Below are 19,533 nucleotides of genomic sequence, written 5' to 3' on the forward strand. Positions count from 1 at the left end.
GCGGCCGGAAGCACAGGTGACCGCCGGTGGGCGGCCGGAACGCGAGGGCACGACGGATGACTGAGGCTAGTGTCGCCGTACACGCCGACCCCGACCTGCTCGCGCAGGCGGTGGCGGCCCGGTTGGTGGTGAAGCTGCTCGACGCGCAGGCCGAGCGAGGCCAGGCGTCGGTGGTGCTGACCGGCGGGCGGATCGCCGCGGCGGTGTACCGGGCGGTCGGGCAGCTGCCCGCCCGGGACGCGGTCGACTGGTCCCGGGTCGACGTGTGGTGGGGTGACGAGCGGTTCCTGCCCGCCGGTGACCCGGAGCGCAACGAGACGCAGGCGCGGGCGGCGCTGCTGGACACGGTGCCGCTGGACCCGGCGCGGGTGCACCCGATGCCGGCCTCCGACGGCCCGGCCGGTGACGACCCGGAGGCGGCCGCCGCCGGGTACGCGCGGGAGCTGGCCACCGCCGCCCGGCCCGGGAACGCCGTACTGCCCCACTTCGACGTGCTGATGCTCGGCGTCGGCGAGGACGGACACGTGGCGTCGGTGTTCCCGGAGCACCCGGTGCACCACGACAACCGCCCGGTCAGCGCGGTGCGGGGCAGCCCGAAGCCGCCGCCGGTGCGGACCACGCTGACCCTGCCGACGATCAACACGGCCGAGGAGGTGTGGCTGATCGCCGCCGGGGCGGACAAGGCCCGGGCGGTGGGCATGGCGCTGGCCGGGGCCGGGCCGGTGCAGTTGCCGGCCGCCGGGGTGCAGGGCGTCTCCCGTACCCTCTGGCTGCTCGACCGGGCCGCGGCGGCGAACGTACCCCCGCGGCTGCGCAGCCTCCGCTGAGGTGTAAGGAAGGGCCCCTTCTTAACGCCTCCGGTAGCGAAGGGGCCCCTTCTTAACACGTCTCGGCTCAGGCCCGGCCGCGGCGACGGCGCAGCGCGTCGAGGGCCTCGGCGAGCAGCGCCTCACCCTCCTCCGGCGTGCGCCGCTCCTGCACGTACGCCAGGTGGGTCTTGTAGGGCTCGGCGCGCTGGCGGCCCGGCGGGTCGCCCGGGTCGGGGCCGGCCGGCTCGCCGCAGCGGGGGCACTCCCAGGCGGCTGGCGTCTCGGCCTCGGCGGCGATCAGGAACTCGACCCGGTGCCCGTGGCGGCACCAGTAGACGACCGGGCGGCGCGGGGCGGGCTCGACGCGCTGGTCGAAGCGCTCCGGGGCGGACCCGACCCGGGTGCCGCGGATGACGTTGTTGCTGGGCACTGTTGCTCGCTCCCTGTCGTCGGAGGGGACCGCCGCCGGAGGGGGTGGGCGACGGGCGACGCGCGGAGAAACAAAACTGCGCGCGGTCCGTGACGGACCGCGCGCAGATTGTACGCTTCTCAGCGCCGACTCAGGTGCCGGTGGCCATCTGCAGGCGCAGCCAGAGCCCGAGCCCGACGATGCAGGCGAACCAGACGATTCCCACCAGAACGGTGTAGCGGTCGAGGTTCTTCTCGGCCACGGAGGAACCGGCCAGGCTGGAGCTGACGCCGCCGCCGAACATGCTCGACAACCCGCCGCCCTTACCGCGGTGCAGGAGGATCAGCAGGACGAGCAGCACGCTGGTGATGACCAGCAACGTGATCATCGTGTAGGCGAACCAGATCGGCATGGCGGGGGTCAGTCCTCTCGTTACGATCACTGCCCGGACCTGTCGGGCACTACGGCACCGACCGGTGGACGGGCAGCGTCAAGGATAGCGAGCGATCAGCGGGCGGTGTGCTCCGGGAACCGGCAGATCTTCGCGAACTCCTCCGCGTCCAGGCTCGCGCCCCCCACGAGGGCCCCGTCCACGTCCGGCTGGGCCATGATCGCGGCGACGTTCGACGCCTTGACCGACCCGCCGTAGAGGACCCGAACCTGCTCGGCGGTGTTCTCGTCGTAGGTCTCGGCGATGCGCTGACGCACCGCGCCGCAGACCTCCTGGGCGTCCTCCGGCGTGGCCGTCTTGCCGGTGCCGATCGCCCAGACCGGCTCGTACGCCACGACGACCTTGGTGACCTGCTCGGCGGTGAGCCCCTTCAGCGCGCCGTCGAGCTGGTCGCAGCAGTGCCGCACCTGACCCGACTGCTCCCGGACCTCCAGACCCTCACCGATGCAGAGGATCGGGGTGAGCCCGTTCGCCAGCGCCGCCGACACCTTCGCGTTGACGAGCGCGTCGTCCTCGTGGTGGTACTGCCGCCGCTCGGAGTGGCCGACCACCACGTAGCCGCAGCCCAGCTTGGCCAGCATCGGCCCGGCGATGTCACCGGTGTACGCGCCCGACGGGTGCGGCGACAGGTCCTGCGCGCCGTAGCCGATCAGCAGCTTGTCGCCGTCCACGGCGGTCTGCACCGTACGCAGGTCGGTGAAGGGCGGCAGCACCACGCACTCGACGTCGGTGAGCTGCTTCTCGTTCAGGCTCGCGGCCAGCTTCTGCACCAGCAGGTTGGCCTCGAGGTGGTTCAGGTTCATCTTCCAGTTGCCGGCCATCAACGGCCGGCGGGTCGTGCTCGCCATTCAGTTCTCCAGAGCCGCGATGCCGGGGAGGGTCTTGCCCTCCAGGTATTCCAGGGAGGCGCCGCCACCGGTGGAGATGTGCCCGAACGAGGACTCGTCCAGGCCCAGCGCACGCACCGCCGCGGCCGAGTCGCCGCCGCCGACCACGCTGAACGCGTCGGCCTTGGTGATCGCCTCGGCCACGCCCCGGGTGCCGTTGGCGAACGCCGCCATCTCGAACACGCCCATCGGGCCGTTCCAGAAGACGGTCTTCGCCTGCGACAGCACGGCGGCGAAACCGGCCACCGTCTCCGGGCCGATGTCCAGGCCCAGCCGGTGGCTGGGGATGCCGTCGGCGGGCACGGTGTCGTGCGCGGCGTCCGGCGCGAAGGCGTCGGCGGCCACCACGTCGACCGGGAGCATGATCTTGCCGGGCGCGCGCTCCATCAGGTTGCGGCAGGTCTCGACCATGTCCTTCTCCAGCAGCGACGTGCCCACCTCGTGGCCCTGGGCCTTGAGGAAGGTGAAGCACATCCCGCCGCCGATGAGCAGCCGGTCCACCGTCGGCAGCAGCGCCTCGATCACGGCCAGCTTGTCGGAGACCTTCGAGCCGCCGAGCACCACCACGTACGGCCGCTCCGGCTCGCCGGTGAGGCGGCTGAGCACCTCGACCTCGCGCAGCACCAGCCGGCCCGCGACGTGCGGCAGCCGGGCCGGCACGTCGTGCACGCTGGCGTGCTTGCGGTGCACCGCGCCGAACGCGTCGTCCACGTAGGCGTCACCGAGCGCCGCGAGCTGGTCGGCGAACACGCCGCGCTCCGCGTCGTCCTTGCTGGTCTCGCCCTTGTTGAACCGCAGGTTCTCCAGCAGTGCGACCTGCCCGTCGGCCAGACCGGCCACGGTGGACCGCGCCGAGTCGCCGACGGTGTCCTCGGCGAAGGCCACCGGGGCGCCGAGCAGCTCACCGAGCCGCCCGGCGACCGGGCGGAGGCTGAACTGCGGATCCGGGGCGCCCTTCGGGCGGCCCAGGTGCGAGCAGACGACCACCTTCGCGCCGGCCTGCACCAGCGCGCTCAGCGTCGGCAGGACAGCCCGGATCCGGCCGTCGTCAGTGATCTCCCCGGTCTGCTTGTCGAGCGGGACGTTCAGGTCGGCGCGCACGAGCACGCGCCGACCCGACACCCCCTCGGCGAGCAGGTCGTCGAGGTTACGGATCGTCACAGCGACTGACCCACCAGCTTGACCAGGTCCACCAGGCGGTTCGAGTAGCCCCACTCGTTGTCGTACCAGCCGACGACCTTGACCTGGTTGCCGATCACCTTGGTCAGCGGCGCGTCGAAGATGCACGACGCCGGGTCGGTCACGATGTCGGCGGAGACGATCGGGTCCTCGTTGTAGGTGAGGATGCCCCGCAGCGGGCCCTCGGCGGCGGCCTTGATCGCGGCGTTGACCTCGTCCACGGTGGTCTCCCGGCCGACCGTCACGGTCAGGTCGGTGGCGGAGCCGGTCGGGATCGGCACGCGCAGCGCGTAACCGTCCAGCTTGCCCTTCAGCTCCGGCAGCACCAGGCCGATCGCCTTCGCGGCGCCGGTCGAGGTCGGCACGATGTTGAGCGCGGCGGCGCGGGCCCGGCGCAGGTCCTTGTGCGGCGCGTCCTGCAGGTTCTGGTCCTGCGTGTACGCGTGGATGGTGGTCATCAGACCCTGCTGGATGCCGAACGTGTCCTGCAGAACCTTCGCCATCGGCGCGAGGCAGTTCGTGGTGCAGGAGGCGTTCGAGATGATGTTGTGCTTGGCCGGGTCGTACTGGTCCTGGTTGACGCCCATGACCACGGTGAAGTCCTCGTTCTTCGCCGGCGCGGAGATGATGACCTTCTTGGCCCCGCCGTCGAGGTGCGCCTTCGCCTTGGTGCCGTCGGTGAAGAAACCGGTGGACTCGATGACGACATCCGCGCCGACCTCGCCCCACGGCAGGTTCGCCGGGTCCTTCTCGGCGTACGCCTTGATGGTCTTGCCGCCCACGGTGATCTCGTCGGCGGTGGCCTTCACCTCGTGCGGGAGGCGGCCCAGGATGCTGTCGTACTTGACAAGGTGGGCGAGCGTCGCGTTGTCGGTCAGGTCGTTGACCGCCACGACCTCGATGTCAGCGCCGGACGCCAGCACTGCCCGGAAGAAGTTGCGGCCGATCCGGCCGAAGCCGTTGATGCCAACCCGGATGGTCACAGGTCCCATCTCCTCGCGTTCTGGTCCGCCGGCGCCAGACCGGGGCCGGCGGAGGTGTGTGCGCCGACCGTTGGAGCCGGCCGTCGACATGTCATCTCGGCCACCCCGCCGCGGTCCCGGAGACCTGACCGCCCGAGGCGGTGAGCACGGCGAGGGATGCCTGTGCGCGGCCCCCTTGCCGTACGCAGCGACCATATCCGAGCGTGCGACGTCGCGCTGCGGCGGGTGGTGACCCCGCTCGCGGTGCTCGCCGCCCGAGTCCTATCAGACCACGAGCATGTCGGGCGTGACTGCCGCTTCCGTATCCGGGATGCCCAGGTCGCGGGCGCGCTTGTCGGCCAGCGCGAGCAGCCGGCGGATCCGGCCGGCGATGGCGTCCTTGGTCAGTGGCGGCTCGGCGAGCGCGCCCAGCTCCTCCAGGGACGCCTGACGGTGCTCCAGCCGCAGCCGGCCGGCCGAGGTCAGGTGGTTGGGCGCGTCGTCGGCGAGGATCTCCAGCGCGCGGGTCACCCGGGCCGCGGCGGCCACCGCCGCGCGGGCCGAGCGGCGCAGGTTGGCGTCGTCGAAGTTGGCCAGCCGGTTGGCGGTGGCGCGCACCTCCCGGCGTACCCGCCGCTCCTCCCAGGCCAGCACGCTGGAGTGCGCGCCGATGCGGGTGAGCAGCGCGGCGATCGCGTCGCCGTCCTTGACCACCACCCGGTCCACGCCGCGCACCTCGCGGTTCTTCGCGGTGATGCCGATGCGGCGGGCCGCGCCGACGAGCGCCAGCGCCGACTCCGGGCCGGGGCAGGTGATCTCCAGCGCGCTGGAGCGGCCCGGCTCGGTGAGCGAGCCGTGCGCCATGAACGCGCCCCGCCAGGCCGAGACCGCGCAGCAGACGTTCGCGGCCACCACGTGCGGCGGCAGGCCGCGCACCGGGCGGCCCCGCACGTCGAGCAGGCCGGTCTGCCGGGCGAGCGCCTCGCCGTCCTTGACCACCCGCACGATGAAGTGGCTGCCCTTGCGCAGGCCGCCGGAGGCGAGCACGTGGATCTCGCTCGGGTAGCCGTAGACCTCGGCCACCTCCCGCCGCAGCCGGCGGGCCACCGCGCCGGTGTCCAGCTCCGCCTCGACCACGACGCGGCCCGACACGATGTGCAGACCGCCCGCGAAACGCAGCAGGGCGGCCATCTCCGCCCGCCGACAGCAGGGCTTGGGCACGTCGACCCGACTCAGCTCGTCCTTGACCGCAGCCGTCATCGCCATAGTGCGCCCCCTCACGGACCGGTTCCGGCGTGTCGCCGGTGATTACGTACGTGTCTAACGATCGGCGCGCAGGACAGGCACCAGCGCGGCGCCCAGGGCAGCTGGATCATGACGGGGCGTGCCGTCCAGGACGGCGACGGGAGCGAGGACCAGCCGGGCACCAAGCGATTCTGCCGCACGTTCGACCGCCGCGGGATCACCCACCGCCGTCGAGTCCGCCAGCACCCGGTCCACCTTCAGCTCGGGCAGATAGCGCCGCAGCGTGTCCAGATGGTCGGGCAGGGAGAGCCCGGAGGTCTCCTTCTCCGCCACCAGGTTGAGCGTCACCAGCCGCCGCGCCGGGCTGGAGACGATCGCGTCGGCCAGGCCCGGCACCAGCAGATGCGGCAGCACGCTCGTGTACCAGCTGCCCGGCCCGAAGATCAGCCAGTCCGCGGCGCGTACCGCGGTCACCGCCTCGGCGCACGCGGCCGGCGCGGGCGGGTTGAGCCGCAGCGACTCGACGGTGCCCGGGGTGACCGCAACCTGGTGCTGCCCGCGCACGGTGGACACCTCGTCCGGATGGGCCGGGTCGGCGCCGCGGACCCGCGCCTCGATGCCCACCGGCTGACGGGACATCGGCAGCACCCGCCCCACCGCGCCGAGCATCGCGCCCGCGTGGTCGAGCGCGGCCACCGGATCGCCGAGCAGCTCGGTCAGGCCGTGCAGCAGCAGGTTGCCGACCGCGTGACCGGCGAGCGAGTCACCGGCGCGGGCGGCCGGAACCGGCTCGGCGAGCGTCGGCGCCGGCGGCACGGCGGTGGTGAAGCGGTACTGGAACAGCGCCGCGCTGCGCCGGGTGGCCGGATGGTCGCCGGCCAGCGCGACGAGCGCCTGACGCAGGTCACCCGGGGGCAGGCCGCCGCGCTCCGCGCGCAGCCGCCCGCTGGACCCGCCGTCGTCGCCGACGGTGACCACCGCGGTGATGTCCAGGTCCAGTTCGGGTACGCAGTGCCGCAGCGCCCGCAGCGACGCCGAGAGCCCGTGCCCGCCGCCGAAGGCGACCACCCTGGTCGGGGTCACTCCCGCCCCAGGTCCCGGTGCTGGGCGTTGGCGGCTATGCCGGAGCGGCGCAGCCGGGCGGCCAGTTCCTCGGCGATCGCCACGCTGCGGTGCTTGCCGCCGGTGCAGCCGACCGCCACTGTCAGGTAGCGCTTGCCCTCCCGCTCGAAGCCGGCGGTGGTGGCGTTGACCAGGTCGGCGTACCCGGTCACGAACGCGTCCGCGCCCTCCTGGCCCAGCACGTACGCGCTCACCGCCTCCTCCCGGCCGGTGTGCTCACGCAGCTCCGGCACCCAGTACGGGTTGGGCAGGAACCGGGCGTCCATCACGAAGTCGGCGTCCGGAGGCAGGCCGTACTTGAAGCCGAACGAGATCACGGTGATCCGCAGCCGGCGGGCGTCCTCGCCGCCGAACAGCTCCTCGACCCGGCGCCGCAGCTGGTTCACGTTCAGGTGGCTGGTGTCGATGATCACGTCGGCCTGCTCGCGGGCCTCCTCCAGCAGCGTCCGCTCGACGGCGATGCCGTCGGCCAGCCGCCCGTCGCCCTGCAACGGGTGCGAGCGGCGCACGCTCTCGAACCGGCGGATCAGCACCTCGTCGTCGGCGTCGACGAAGACCACCCGGGGCTGGAAGCCGCGATCGCGCAGCTCCCGGATCGCCCCGGCCAGGTCGGTGGAGAACGCGCGCGAGCGCACGTCCAGCACCATCGCCGTACGCCGGGCCGCGCCACCGGCCTTGAACGCCAGCTCGGCCATGTCGAGCAGCAGCGCCTGGGGCAGGTTGTCGACCACGTAGTAGCCGACGTTCTCCAGCGCCCGGGCCACCGTGCTGCGCCCGCCGCCGGACAGCCCGGTCACCACCACCAGTGAGGTGTCCGACTCGGCCGGCGTCGTCTCCGCCTCGGTCGGCCCCAGGTCTCCCGCTGTACGCGCCTCGCTCACCCGCTACCCCCAGCCGTGGCGCCGCGGCCGGTCGGCCGCGCATGGTCAATCAGCGACTCTAACGGCTGCGACCCGGTCCGGGATTCCACGGGGTGACGACCGGAACATGTCGCCGACCCCGGAGCGGCTCGCCGGGACGGCGCTGTCGGGGGACGCTCGTAGACTGCGCGGATGGTCTCCCCCACCGACGAGCGGACCAACGCCCCCCAGACCGACGACGCGCTGCGGGTGCTGCGGCGGGTCTTCGGGTACGACGCCTTCCGCGGCTTCCAGCAGGAGGTCGTCGAGCACGTGGTGGGCGGCGGCGACGCGCTGGTGCTCATGCCCACCGGTGGCGGCAAGTCGCTGTGCTACCAGATCCCGGCGCTGGTGCGCGACGGCGTGGCGGTGGTCGTGTCCCCGCTGATCGCGCTCATGCAGGACCAGGTCGACGCGCTCACCGCCGTCGGCGTACGGGCCGGGTTCCTCAACTCGACGCAGGACCCGGCGCAGCGGCGCCGGGTCGAGGCGGCCTACCTCGCCGGCGAGCTGGACCTGCTCTACCTCGCCCCGGAAGGGCTCGCCGTGCGCTCCACGCTCGGCCTGCTGGAACGCGGCCGGATCGCCCTGTTCGCGATCGACGAGGCGCACTGCGTCTCGCAGTGGGGGCACGACTTCCGGCCCGACTACCTCAACCTGTCGATGCTGCACGAGCGCTGGCCGGACGTGCCGCGGATCGCGCTGACCGCCACCGCGACCCAGGCGACCCGCACCGAGATCGCCACCCGGCTGCGGCTCACCGAGGCCCGGCACTTCGTGGCCAGCTTCGACCGGCCCAACATCCAGTACCGCATCGTGCCCAAGCGGGAGCCGCGCAAGCAGCTGCTGAGCCTGCTGCGCGACGAGCACCCGGGCGACGCCGGCATCGTCTACTGCCTGTCCCGGGCCTCGGTGGAGAAGACCGCCGAGTTCCTGGTCGCCAACGGCATCCCCGCGCTGCCCTACCACGCCGGGCTGGACGCCACGACCCGCGCCACCAACCAGCAGCGCTTCCTGCGCGAGGACGGGCTGGTCATGGTCGCCACGATCGCGTTCGGCATGGGCATCGACAAGCCCGACGTGCGCTTCGTCGCCCACCTCGATCTGCCGAAGTCGGTGGAGGGCTACTACCAGGAGACCGGGCGCGCCGGGCGCGACGGGCTGCCGTCCACGGCCTGGCTGGCGTACGGGCTGCAGGACGTGGTGCAGCAGCGCAAGATGATCGAGACGTCGGAGGGCGACCTGGCGCACCGGCGCAACCTCGCCGCCCGCCTGGACGCGATGCTGGCGCTCTGCGAGACGGTCCGCTGCCGCCGCGCCCAACTGCTCGAATACTTCGGCGAGACCGGAGTGGCCGCCTGCGGCAACTGCGACACCTGCCTCGACGCGCCGGAGTCCTGGGACGGCACCGTCGCCGCGCAGAAGCTGCTCTCCACCGTCTACCGGCTCGACCGCGAACGCAACCAGCGCTTCGGCGCCGGGCACAGCATCGACATCCTGCTCGGCAAGCACACCGACAAGATCGACCAGTACGGCCACGATGCGCTGAGCACCTTCGGCATCGGCTCCGAGCTGCGCGAGGCCGAGTGGCGTGGCGTGGTGCGGCAACTGCTGGCCGAAGGTCTGCTCGCCGTCGAGGGCGACTACGGCACGCTGGCGCTGACCGAGGCGAGCGCGGACGTGCTCGGCCGCCGCCGTACCGTCACGCTGCGCAAGGAGCCCGAGCGTCCGGCGGCCGGCCGCTCCGCCAAGCCCCGGGGCGCGGCCACAGTCGTCGCCGACCTCTCCCCCGCCGCCGCGCCGGTATTCGAGCGGCTCCGTGTGTGGCGCGCGGCCACCGCCAAGGAGCAGGGCGTCCCCGCTTACGTCATCTTCCACGACGCGACCCTGCGGCAGATCGCCGCCGAGCCACCGGCCTCACTGGCCGAACTGTCCCGGGTCAACGGGGTGGGCGAGAACAAGCTCGCCAAGTACGGCGAGGCGATCCTGGCCGTCCTCGCCGAGTCCTGACGTACGCGCGAAAGGGCCCGACCCCGTGGTGGGGTCGGGCCCTTTCGCGTGCTGTGGCCTCGCTGTTGGCTGCGTGTGTTCTTGCTCTGCAGCCATTGGTGCGGTGGTGTTGGTCTTAGCTGGTGCTGTAGCCGCGGGTGGCGATCCAGTCGGCGAGGTTGTCGATGCTCATGCGGTAGGTGGCGGTGTTCGGGTCGGCGCTGTCGGCGATGGTGACGGTGCGGCCGTCGTCGCGGTAGCCGATGACGCTGATGTAGTGGCCGCCTTCGAAGGAGTGGGTGTTGCCGTCGGTGTCGGTGGCGGTGCCGGCGATGTTGGCGACCACGGCCCGGCCGGCGTCGACGGTCTTCACCACGTCAGCGCGCAGGGTGTCGGTCTGCTTGTCGTCGGCCTTGGGGGTGCTGATCTCGACCGACTTGTAAGCATCCTTGGCGCCGGTCTCCTTGTTCAGCACGGGGGTGATGTCGTTGATGGAGTTGGTGCCGGACTCGGTGGTGCCCATCTCCTTGGCCATGGCGTGCACGTCGATGTTCTTGCCCTGCACGCTCAGCGCGTTGCGGGCGGCGGCGGGGCCGCAGAAGTAGAAGTTGGGCTGCGCCTCGTAGCGCACGTCCAACTCGCGCTCGCCGTGGCCGCTCTTACGGTCGGCCACCACGGCGGTGGTGCCGGTGGTGGGGGCGGCGTGGGCGGCGATGGCGGGGCCGGCGATGCCACCGGCGGTCGCGGCGATGCCGGCGGCGGTCAGGACGGTCTTGCGCAGCAGAGTGGTAGCCATGGTGGTTGCCTTCCTGAAGTGGGGGATGACGCGGCACAAGGGGGTATGCCGCGAAAGGGGGAAAGTTTGGGGGGGTGCCCGTGGGGAGAGGGCTGGCACGCGGGCGGCTCGGGGGCCTGCTCGGCGCGGCTCTGGGGGTGTAACGACCTGCGGGCGGGGCTCATTCCCGCCGGGCGTGGCTCCCGGCCGGGTTGACCGGGGGCGTGGCCTGGGGGATGTAACGACGACCGGGCCGGGGTCATTCCCGGGGGACGGCGGCGTGCCCGTGGCTCGGGGGGTGTAACGACGTCCGGGCCGGGCCGATTCCCTCACCTGCCGCAGGGTGCTCGGCGGGCCGGTGTTCGGCGGCTGGTCCCGGTGCCCGGGCGGTCAGCCATGTACAACGCCCCGCACCCGCCGCCGATTCCACCCTCCCGGTGGCACCGACCACACCCCCGCCAAGCCCAGCCCAGCGAACCGGACACCGCTCACCACACCCCCGCCAAGCCCACGCCGCGAACCGGACACGGCTCACCACACCACCCGCCCTCGGCTGCGATGCCCCGCCCGGGTGCGCATGGAACCCTCGAAACGCACAGCCTCGAACCCCACGCCGTCACAGCTCCACCGCGGCCGCATGCGCGATCTTGCACTTTGGTGCCTGGCAAACCTCGCAAACCCGGCATCCCTGGGGCGCTAACTGCAAGATCGCGTGGGCGTGGGCCGTAACCCCGTGACAAGCACTCGCGTCCAGGACTGGGCTGTGGTTTCGCGGCCACCGGCACAAGCCCTGAGCGGTGAGCGAGATCTTGGTAGCGAATGGCCCTATGGGGGGCGCTTCCGTACCAAGATCTGCCCCGCCTCTCAGAACGTGCGACAAAGTTCGCGCCAGCTGGGAAGCCCGCCGTCAGTGGAACGTCATGGGTGTCAAACGGGGGCGGAGACACCCATGGGGTTCCACTCGGGCGTTGGCGGTGACGTGCCGGCAAACCGGACAGGGAGCGCAGCCGGGCAGCGGACGTCAGGAAGGGGTCGTGGCGTCGGCCGGGGAGCCGTCCAGCGCGGCCAGGATCGCCTCCGCCGTACGCCTGCCGACGCCGGGGACCTCGGTGATCTCCTCCACGGTGGCGGTGGAGAGCCGCTTCAACGAGCCGAAGTGCCGCAGCAGCGCCTTGCGGCGTACCTCGCCGAGGCCGGGCACGTTGTCCAGCGCCGACTCGGTCATCCGCTTGGAGCGGCGCTGCCGGTGGAACGTGATGGCGAAGCGGTGCGCCTCGTCGCGTACGCGTTGCAGCAGGTAGAGCGCCTCGGACGTACGGGGCAGGATCACCGGGAACTCGTCGTCGGGCAGCCAGACCTCTTCCAGCCGCTTGGCCAGCCCGCACAGCGCCACGTCGTCGATGCCCAGCTCGGCGAGCGCCTTCGCGGCGGCGGCGACCTGGGGCGGGCCGCCGTCGACCACCACGAGCTGCGGCGGGTACGCGAACTTGCGCGGCCGCCCGGTGGTCGGGTCGATGCCGGGTCGGTCGGGGTCGGAGGCGGTCTCCTCGCCCAGCTCACCGGTCTCGGCGCGCGCGTCGAGGTAGCGGGCGAAGCGCCGCCGCAGCACCTCGGACATGGCCGACAGGTCGTCGGTGGCGCCGCGCACGATGAACCGGCGGTATTCGCTCTTGCGGGGCAGCCCGTCCTCGAACACGACCATGCTGGCGACCACGTCGGTGCCCTGGATCTGGGAGACGTCGAAGCACTCGATGCGCAGCGGCGAGGTGTTCATGGCCAAGGCGTCGGCGATCTCGTCCAGCGCCTGGCTGCGCGTGGTCAGGTCACCTGCCCGCTTGAGCTTGTGCCGGGCCAGCGCGTCCTTGGCGTTGCGCTCGACCGTCTCCAGCAGCGACCGCTTGTCGCCGCGCTGGGGCACCCGCAGCGACACCCGGCTGCCCCTGCGGGTGGAGAGCCAGTCCGCGAGCGCATCGGCGTCGCCCGGCAGCTCGGGGACGAGCAGCTCACGTGGCACGTCGGCCTCGCCCTGCTCGCCGCCGTACACCTGGGTGCAGAAGTGGTGCACGAGGTCGCCGGTGCTCAGCTCCTCGGTCTTCTCCACCACCCAGCCGCGCTGGCCGCGCACCCGGCCGGCGCGTACGTGGAACACCTGCACGGCGGCTTCGAGCGGGTCGTCGGCGAAGGCGACCACGTCGGCGTCGGTGCCGTCGCCGAGCACCACCGTCTGCTTCTCCATCGCCCGACGCAGCGCCGCGACGTCGTCGCGCAGCCGGGCGGCCCGCTCGAACTCCAGCTGCTCGCTGGCGTCGAGCATCTCCTTCTCCAGCCGGCGGACCATGGTGTCGGTGCGGCCGGCCATGAAGTCGCAGAAGCCGTCGACGATCTCGCGGTGCTGCTCGGCGGTGACGCTGCCGACGCACGGCGCGGAGCACTTGCCGATGTAACCGAGCAGGCAGGGCCGCCCGACCTGCCCGGCCCGCTTGAACACCCCGGAGGAGCAGGTCCGCGCCGGGAACACCCGCAGCAGCAGGTCGAGCGTCTCGCGGATCGCCCAGGCATGGGAGTACGGCCCGAAGTAGCGCACCCCCTTGCGCTTGACGCCGCGCATCACCTGAAACCGGGGGTATTCCTCGTCGAGCGTGACCGCGAGATAGGGGTACGACTTGTCGTCGCGGTAGCGGACGTTGAACCTGGGGTCGTACTGCTTGATCCAGGTGTATTCCTGCTGGAGCGCCTCGACCTCGGTGGCGACGGTGATCCAGTCGACCGACTCGGCGGTGAAGACCATCTGCCGGGTGCGCTGGTGCAGGCCGACCGGGTCGGCGAAGTAGGAGTTGAGCCGGCTGCGCAGGTTGCGCGCCTTGCCGACGTAGATCACCCGGCCGGTGCCGTCGCGGAAGCGGTAGACCCCTGGCGACTCCGGGATGGTGCCGGGCGCGGGACGGTAGGTCGAGGGGTCAGCCACGCTCTCAAGCCTAGTCCGCACCCCTGACACCCGGCCGCCGCCGCGCCCCCGGGTGACCGGGGGCGCGGCGGGGGTCAGGCCAGGCGGATCTGGTCGCCGTCGACAGTGATCTCCTTGGCCGCGAGCGGCTTGGTGGCCGGACCGCCCTTCACCGAGCCGTCGGTGATGGAGAACCGGCTGTTGTGGCAGGTGCAGTTGATCGTGCCGCCGTCGACGTTCGACACCGGGCAGCGCTGGTGCGTGCAGATCGGGTCGAACGCCTTGAACTGGCCGGCCTCGGGCTGGGTGATCACCACGCCCTGGCTGGCGAAGACCGCGCCGCCGCCGACCGGGATGTCCGAGGTGCGGGCCACGGCGTTGCTGCCGGCCCGGTCACCGCCACCGGCGTCACCGGTGGCGGTGGCGCCGGGCGGGCCACCGCTGGTCGGGGCGAGCCCGGGCGACGCGTCGTCGTCGCTGCCGCAGCCCGCGAGCACCACGGCCGCGCCGACCGCACCGGCGCCGGCCAGCAGGGTACGGCGGCTCTGGGTGACCGGTCGGGTCAACGCCTGGTCATCACTCATATCCGGCCTTTCTCTCGACTTACTGCGGAACACGCACCAGCGTGGGACACGGTTCATACTGGCGCGTCAACGAACCGGGCACCGCGGTGGAGGACGTCGGTCAGCGCGCCCCGGCCGGCACCTTGCGGGCGGCCCGCGGCTTGGCGCCGCCGTTGGCCTTGGCCGCCCGGGTGGTGGCCGCCTTGGCGCCCTTGGCCTGGCCGTCGAGCTTGAGGATCGGCCGCAGGAACTGCCCGGTGTGGCTCTCCGGCACCTCGGCGACCTCCTCCGGCGTGCCGGTGGCGATGACGGTGCCGCCCCGGTGCCCGCCCTCGGGACCCATGTCGATGAGCCAGTCGGCCGTCTTGATCACGTCGAGGTTGTGCTCGATGGTGATGACCGTGTTGCCCTTGTCGACCAGGCCCTCCAGCACCATCAGCAGCTTGCGGATGTCCTCGAAGTGCAGGCCGGTGGTCGGCTCGTCGAGCACGTAGACGGTGCGGCCGGTGGAGCGCTTCTGCAGCTCCGAGGCGAGCTTGACGCGCTGCGCCTCACCGCCGGACAGCGTCGGCGCGGGCTGGCCGAGGCGCACGTAGCCGAGGCCGACGTCGACGAGCGTCCTGAGGTGCCGGTGGATGGCCGGGATGGCGGAGAAGAACTCGGCCGCCTCCTCGATCGGCATGTCCAGCACCTCGGCGACCGTCTTGCCCTTGTAGTGCACTTCCAGCGTCTCGCGGTTGTAGCGCGCGCCCTTGCACACCTCGCAGGGGACGTAGACGTCCGGCAGGAAGTTCATCTCGATCTTGATGGTGCCGTCGCCGGAGCACGCCTCGCAGCGCCCGCCCTTGACGTTGAACGAGAACCGGCCCGGGCCGTACCCCCGCACCTTGGCCTCGGTGGTCTCGGCGAAGAGCTTGCGGATGTGGTCCCAGACCCCGGTGTAGGTGGCCGGGTTGGAGCGCGGGGTACGCCCGATCGGCGACTGGTCCACGCCGACGACCTTGTCCACGTTCTCCAGGCCGGTGACCCGGGTGTGCCGGCCGGGCACCAGCCGGGCGCCGTTGATCTGGTTGGCCAGCACGGCGTAGAGGATGTCGTTCACGAGCGTCGACTTGCCCGAGCCGCTGACCCCGGTGACCGCGATGAGCTGGCCGAGCGGGAAGCTCACGGTGAGGTCGCGCAGGTTGTGCTCGCGCGCGCCGTGCACCACCAGCTCGCGCCCCGGCGTCTGCGCGCGGCGGTCGGCGGGCGTCGGGATGGACTTGCGCCCGGACAGGTACGCCCCGGTGACCGACTCGGCGTTGTCCAGCAGCGCCGGCACCGAACCGCTGTGCACGATCTCGCCGCCGTGCTCGCCGGCGCCCGGGCCGATGTCGACGATCCAGTCGGCCACCCGGATGGTGTCCTCGTCGTGCTCGACCACGATCAGCGTGTTGCCGAGCCCGCGCAGCCGCAGCAGCGTCTCGATGAGGCGGTGGTTGTCCCGCTGGTGCAGGCCGATGGACGGCTCGTCGAGCACGTAGAGCACGCCGACCAGGCCGGAGCCGATCTGGGTGGCGAGCCGGATGCGCTGCGCCTCGCCGCCGGAGAGCGTGCCGGCGGGCCGGTCCAGGGAGAGGTAGTCCAGCCCGACGTCGAGCAGGAACTTCAGCCGGGCGTTGATCTCCTTGAGCACCCGCTCGGCGATCATCTTCTGCCGGTCGGTCAGCTCGATGCCGGCCAGCAGGTCGGCCGCCTCGCCGACGGAGAGGTTGCAGACCTCGGCGATGCTCTTGCCGGCCAGCGTGACCGCGAGCACCTCCGGCTTGAGCCGGGCGCCGCCGCAGGCCGCGCAGGGCACGTCCCGCATGTAGCCCTCGTACTTGTCGCGGGACCACTCCGACTCGGTGTCGGTGTGCCGGCGCTCGATCCACTGCACCACGCCCTCGAAGCCGGTGTAGTAGGAGCGCTCGCGGCCGTACTTGTTGCGGTAGCGCACGTGCACCTGGTCGTCGGAGCCGTGCAGGATCGTCTTCTGCGCCCGCGACGGCAGCGCCCGCCACGGCGTGTCGATGTCGAAGTGCTCGGCCTCGCCCAGCGCCTCCAGCAGCCGCAGGAAGTATTCGAGGTTGTGCCCGGTGGCCCACGGCTGGAGCGCGCCCTCGCGCAGCGTGCGCTCCGGGTCGGGGATGACCAGCTCGGGGTCGACCTCCTTCTTCGTGCCCAGGCCGGTGCACTCCGGGCAGGCGCCGTAGGGGGCGTTGAAGGAGAAGACCCGGGGTTCCAGGTCCTCGATGGCGAGGGGGTGGTCGTTCGGGCAGGCCAGGTGCTCGGAGTAGCGGCGCTCGCGGGCCGGGTCGTCCTCCGGCAGGTCGACGAAGTCGAGCAGCACCAGGCCGCCGGAGAGCCCGAGCGCGGCCTCGACCGAGTCGGTCAGCCGCTGCTTGGCGCTCGGCTTGACGCTGAGCCGGTCGATCACCACCTCGATGGTGTGCTTCTCCTGCTTCTTGAGCTTCGGCGGCTCGGTCAGCGGGTGCACCACGCCGTCGACCCGGGCCCGGGCATAGCCCTTGGCCTGCAGCTCGGCGAACAGGTCGACGTACTCGCCCTTGCGGCCGCGCACCACCGGCGCGAGCACCATGAACCGGGTGCCCTCGGCCATGGCCAGGAGGCGGTCGACGATCTGCTGCGGGCTCTGCTTGGAGATCCGCTCGCCGCAGATCGGGCAGTGCGGCTCGCCGATGCGGGCGAACAGCAGACGGAGGTAGTCGTAGACCTCGGTGATGGTGCCGACGGTGGAGCGCGGGTTGCGCGAGGTGGACTTCTGGTCGATGGAGACGGCGGGGCTGAGGCCCTCGATGAAGTCGACGTCGGGCTTGTCCATCTGGCCGAGGAACTGCCGGGCGTACGACGACAGCGACTCGACGTAGCGGCGCTGCCCCTCGGCGAAGATGGTGTCGAACGCCAGGCTCGACTTGCCCGAACCGGAGAGCCCGGTGAAGACGATCAGGGCGTCCCGGGGCAGGTCGAGACTGACGTCACGCAGGTTGTGCTCGCGCGCGCCACGGATGATCAGTCGGTCGGCCACGGTGCGTGTGCTCCCGGAAGAAGGGTATGAGGCGGATCTGTGCACCAGACGCCGGGTCTGGGTGTTTTTCACAGGTTGTCGGGGCGCAGAAAAGACGCCTCGGCAACTCTAGCCCCGACGTGTGACAACTTCCGTCGCGCGAACATTCCCCCAGCTCAGGCCGGTCGGGCGGGAACCACGCAGGTCCACCCGACCGGCCCGGGCGGCGGGCTCAGAATGCCCCGGGAGCCGGGGGCGTCGCCGGACGCCCGGTGCGTCGCCGCCCGCCACGCCAGCCGCGCCGCCGTTCGGCCGCCAGCCGGGCCGCGCGCCGGCCGCCCTCGTACTCGATCTCGCGCTGCAGCCGGCGCCAGCTCTCCCAGCGGCGCACCGGCAGCGCGCCGTCCTCCAGCGCGTCCCGCACCGCGCAGCCCGGCTCGGCGTCGTGGGCGCAGTCGCCGTACCGGCAGCCGGCGGCCAGCTCGGCGATGTCGGCGAAGGCGCGGTCCAGACCGGCGGCGCCGTCGAGCAGGCCGACCGCCCGTACGCCGGGGGTGTCCAGCACCGCTCCCCCGCCCGGCAGCGGCACCAGCGACCGCCAGGTGGTGGTGTGCCGGCCCTTGCCGTCGACCCGGCGGATCGCCTGGGTCCGCATCACGTCCGCCCCGGCCAGCGCGTTGACCAGGCTCGACTTGCCGGCGCCGGAGGGGCCGAGCAGGCCGAGCGTGCGCCCCGGGCCGACGAACCGGCGCAGCGGCGCCAGCCCGGCGCCCCGCTCGGCGCTGACCGGCAGCACCGGCACGCCCGGCGCGAGGTCGGCCAGCTGCCGGGCCACCGCCGCCGGGTCCGCGGCCAGGTCGGCCTTGGTGAGTACGACGAGCGGCTCCGCGCCGGATTCGTGCACCAGGGAGAGCAGCCGCTCGATCCGCGCGGCGTCCGGCTCCGGGTGCACCGGTTCGACCACCGCGGCGGCGTCGAGGTTGGCGGCCAGCACCTGGCCGCTGGCGTCCTTGCCGGCGGTACGCCGCACCAGCGCGGTACGCCGGGGCAGCACCGCCTCCACGGTGACCGGGCCGTCCGGCCAGGTGGACAGCAGCACCCAGTCGCCCGCGCAGGGCAGCGCGGTCAGGTCACGGGCGGCAGCGGCGAGCACGCCGCCGCCGAGGCTGGCCCGTACCGGCCCCTGCGGGCTCAGCACGGTGCAGACGCCCCGGTCCACCCGGGCGACCCGCCCGGGACGGTGGCCGGCACGCCGGTCGAGGTGGGCCGCCCAGCCGGCGTCCCAGCCGAGGGCGGTCAGATCGAGAGTCATGGTGTCCTCATCGGTGTCGAGGGGGTGCATGGCGGAACACACGCGCTGCGACCGGCATTCGCACCACCTCCCCTCCGACTCCGGTGCCGCGTTGGCGACGACGCGGACCGGGCGGCCCGAGGTCGTCGGCCCCGACGGTAGGTGGCGCGCCGACGCGCCGAAAGCGATTTCCCCGGCGGCGCGGCCCGCCCGGGCCCGCTAGGGTCGAACCGTGAGAACGAGATGACCGCCGACCCCCTGCTGCTGACCGGCCCGCTGGCCGAGGCGAACGACCGGCTCCTGCGTACCGTCTCCGGCCTGACCGCCGCGGACGTCGCGGCGCCCTCACTGCTGCCGGGCTGGTCCCGGGCGCACGTGCTCACCCACCTGGCCCGCAACGCCGACGGCTTCGTCAACCTGCTCACCTCGGCGCGCACCGGCGAGGACATCCCGATGTACGCCTCGACGCAGGCCCGCGCCGCCGACATCGACGCCGGCGCCGAGCGCGGTCCGGCCGACCTGCTCGACGACGTACGCCGTAGCGGTCAGCGCTTCGACGCGGCGGTCGCGGCGATGCCCGTCGACGCCTGGGGCGCCACCGTGCAGACCCGGCGCGGCCCCTGGCCGGCGGCGATGCTGGTCTGGGGCCGGCTGCGCGAGGTCGAGGTCCACCACGTCGACCTGGCGGCCGGTTACCGGCCGGCGGACTGGCCGGAGGCGTTCGCCCAGCGGCTGCTGCACGAGGTGGTGACCGGGCTGTCCGGCAATCCGGCCGCGCCGGCCATGGTGCTGCGCTTCGACGGCGCGGCCTCCGAACTCGTCGTGGGCGACCCCGAGGGGGCGCCCACGGTCACCGGCCCCGCGCCGGAACTCGCCGCCTGGCTGACCGGCCGGGGCGCGGGCGAGCTGCTCACCGTCGACCCCGACGGCCCTCTGCCCAACCCACCGGAATGGATCTGAGC

Annotated in this window: 16 protein-coding genes; 3 read left to right on the forward strand and 13 right to left on the reverse strand. The window is 72.6% G+C overall.

What is annotated here, in order from left to right; genetic code table 11:
- The first annotated feature begins 56 nt into the window (after nt 1-56).
- The gene (pgl, locus tag FHU28_RS24725) at nt 57-827 is read left to right on the forward strand and encodes a 6-phosphogluconolactonase (RefSeq protein WP_184686807.1); all 771 of its coding nucleotides are present in this window, start codon (nt 57-59) and stop codon (nt 825-827) included.
- 67 nt (nt 828-894) lie between these two features.
- Here the strand turns inward: pgl and FHU28_RS24730 are convergent, their stop codons facing one another.
- The 8 genes from FHU28_RS24730 to rapZ all read right to left on the reverse strand — a co-directional run bounded on the left by FHU28_RS24730 (nt 895) and on the right by rapZ (nt 7,945).
- A complete protein-coding gene (locus tag FHU28_RS24730) occupies nt 895-1,239 on the reverse strand; it encodes an RNA polymerase-binding protein RbpA (RefSeq protein WP_073831415.1) in 345 nt (114 codons plus the stop codon).
- A gap of 130 nt (nt 1,240-1,369) precedes the next feature.
- Entirely contained in the window at nt 1,370-1,630 is a 261-nt protein-coding gene (secG, locus tag FHU28_RS24735) for a preprotein translocase subunit SecG (RefSeq protein WP_073831416.1), read from the reverse strand.
- 95 nt (nt 1,631-1,725) lie between these two features.
- Nucleotides 1,726-2,517 (reverse strand): triose-phosphate isomerase, encoded by a 792-nt coding sequence (gene tpiA / locus FHU28_RS24740; RefSeq protein WP_184686808.1) that lies wholly within the window; start codon nt 2,515-2,517, stop codon nt 1,726-1,728.
- A complete protein-coding gene (locus FHU28_RS24745; protein WP_184686809.1) occupies nt 2,518-3,717 on the reverse strand; it encodes a phosphoglycerate kinase in 1,200 nt (399 codons plus the stop codon). It lies immediately after the preceding gene.
- Nucleotides 3,714-4,718 (reverse strand): type I glyceraldehyde-3-phosphate dehydrogenase, encoded by a 1,005-nt coding sequence (gene gap, locus FHU28_RS24750; protein WP_184686810.1) that lies wholly within the window; start codon nt 4,716-4,718, stop codon nt 3,714-3,716. Before gap ends, FHU28_RS24745 begins: the two co-directional genes overlap by 4 nt.
- Before the next feature lie 264 nt (nt 4,719-4,982).
- Nucleotides 4,983-5,963 (reverse strand): DNA-binding protein WhiA, encoded by a 981-nt coding sequence (gene whiA, locus FHU28_RS24755; RefSeq protein WP_030503240.1) that lies wholly within the window; start codon nt 5,961-5,963, stop codon nt 4,983-4,985.
- 54 nt (nt 5,964-6,017) lie between these two features.
- Nucleotides 6,018-7,025 (reverse strand): gluconeogenesis factor YvcK family protein, encoded by a 1,008-nt coding sequence (locus FHU28_RS24760; RefSeq protein ID WP_184686811.1) that lies wholly within the window; start codon nt 7,023-7,025, stop codon nt 6,018-6,020.
- Nucleotides 7,022-7,945 carry an RNase adapter RapZ gene (rapZ, locus tag FHU28_RS24765; protein WP_376700827.1) on the reverse strand — a complete coding sequence of 308 codons (924 nt, stop codon included), beginning with the start codon at nt 7,943-7,945 and terminating at the stop codon, nt 7,022-7,024. The genes FHU28_RS24760 and rapZ overlap by 4 nt, the downstream gene beginning before the upstream one ends.
- A gap of 171 nt (nt 7,946-8,116) precedes the next feature.
- Here rapZ and recQ point away from each other — a divergent pair, with 171 nt between their 5' ends.
- Nucleotides 8,117-9,973 (forward strand): DNA helicase RecQ, encoded by a 1,857-nt coding sequence (gene recQ, locus FHU28_RS24770; protein ID WP_184686812.1) that lies wholly within the window; start codon nt 8,117-8,119, stop codon nt 9,971-9,973.
- A gap of 115 nt (nt 9,974-10,088) precedes the next feature.
- Here the strand turns inward: recQ and FHU28_RS24775 are convergent, their stop codons facing one another.
- The 5 genes from FHU28_RS24775 to rsgA form a co-directional block, all read right to left on the reverse strand.
- Entirely contained in the window at nt 10,089-10,748 is a 660-nt protein-coding gene (locus FHU28_RS24775; RefSeq protein ID WP_184686813.1) for a C39 family peptidase, read from the reverse strand.
- 1,000 nt (nt 10,749-11,748) lie between these two features.
- Complete coding sequence (uvrC, locus tag FHU28_RS24780) at nt 11,749-13,692, reverse strand: excinuclease ABC subunit UvrC (protein ID WP_184686814.1); 1,944 nt, start codon at nt 13,690-13,692, stop codon at nt 11,749-11,751.
- A 74-nt stretch (nt 13,693-13,766) separates the two neighbouring features.
- On the reverse strand, nt 13,767-14,255 hold the full coding sequence (locus FHU28_RS24785) for a Rieske (2Fe-2S) protein (RefSeq protein ID WP_184686815.1): 489 nt from the start codon (nt 14,253-14,255) through the stop codon (nt 13,767-13,769).
- 100 nt (nt 14,256-14,355) lie between these two features.
- Nucleotides 14,356-17,301 carry an excinuclease ABC subunit UvrA gene (gene uvrA / locus FHU28_RS24790; protein WP_184686816.1) on the reverse strand — a complete coding sequence of 982 codons (2,946 nt, stop codon included), beginning with the start codon at nt 17,299-17,301 and terminating at the stop codon, nt 14,356-14,358.
- Nucleotides 17,302-17,512: 211 nt separating this feature from the next.
- Nucleotides 17,513-18,592 carry a ribosome small subunit-dependent GTPase A gene (gene rsgA / locus FHU28_RS24795; RefSeq protein ID WP_184686817.1) on the reverse strand — a complete coding sequence of 360 codons (1,080 nt, stop codon included), beginning with the start codon at nt 18,590-18,592 and terminating at the stop codon, nt 17,513-17,515.
- A gap of 222 nt (nt 18,593-18,814) precedes the next feature.
- Here rsgA and FHU28_RS24800 point away from each other — a divergent pair, with 222 nt between their 5' ends.
- Nucleotides 18,815-19,531 (forward strand): maleylpyruvate isomerase family mycothiol-dependent enzyme, encoded by a 717-nt coding sequence (locus tag FHU28_RS24800; RefSeq protein ID WP_184686818.1) that lies wholly within the window; start codon nt 18,815-18,817, stop codon nt 19,529-19,531.
- The last annotated feature ends 2 nt before the right edge of the window (nt 19,532-19,533 follow it).

The organism is Micromonospora echinospora (assembly GCF_014203425.1).
In the GTDB taxonomy this organism is placed as follows: domain Bacteria; phylum Actinomycetota; class Actinomycetes; order Mycobacteriales; family Micromonosporaceae; genus Micromonospora; species Micromonospora echinospora_A.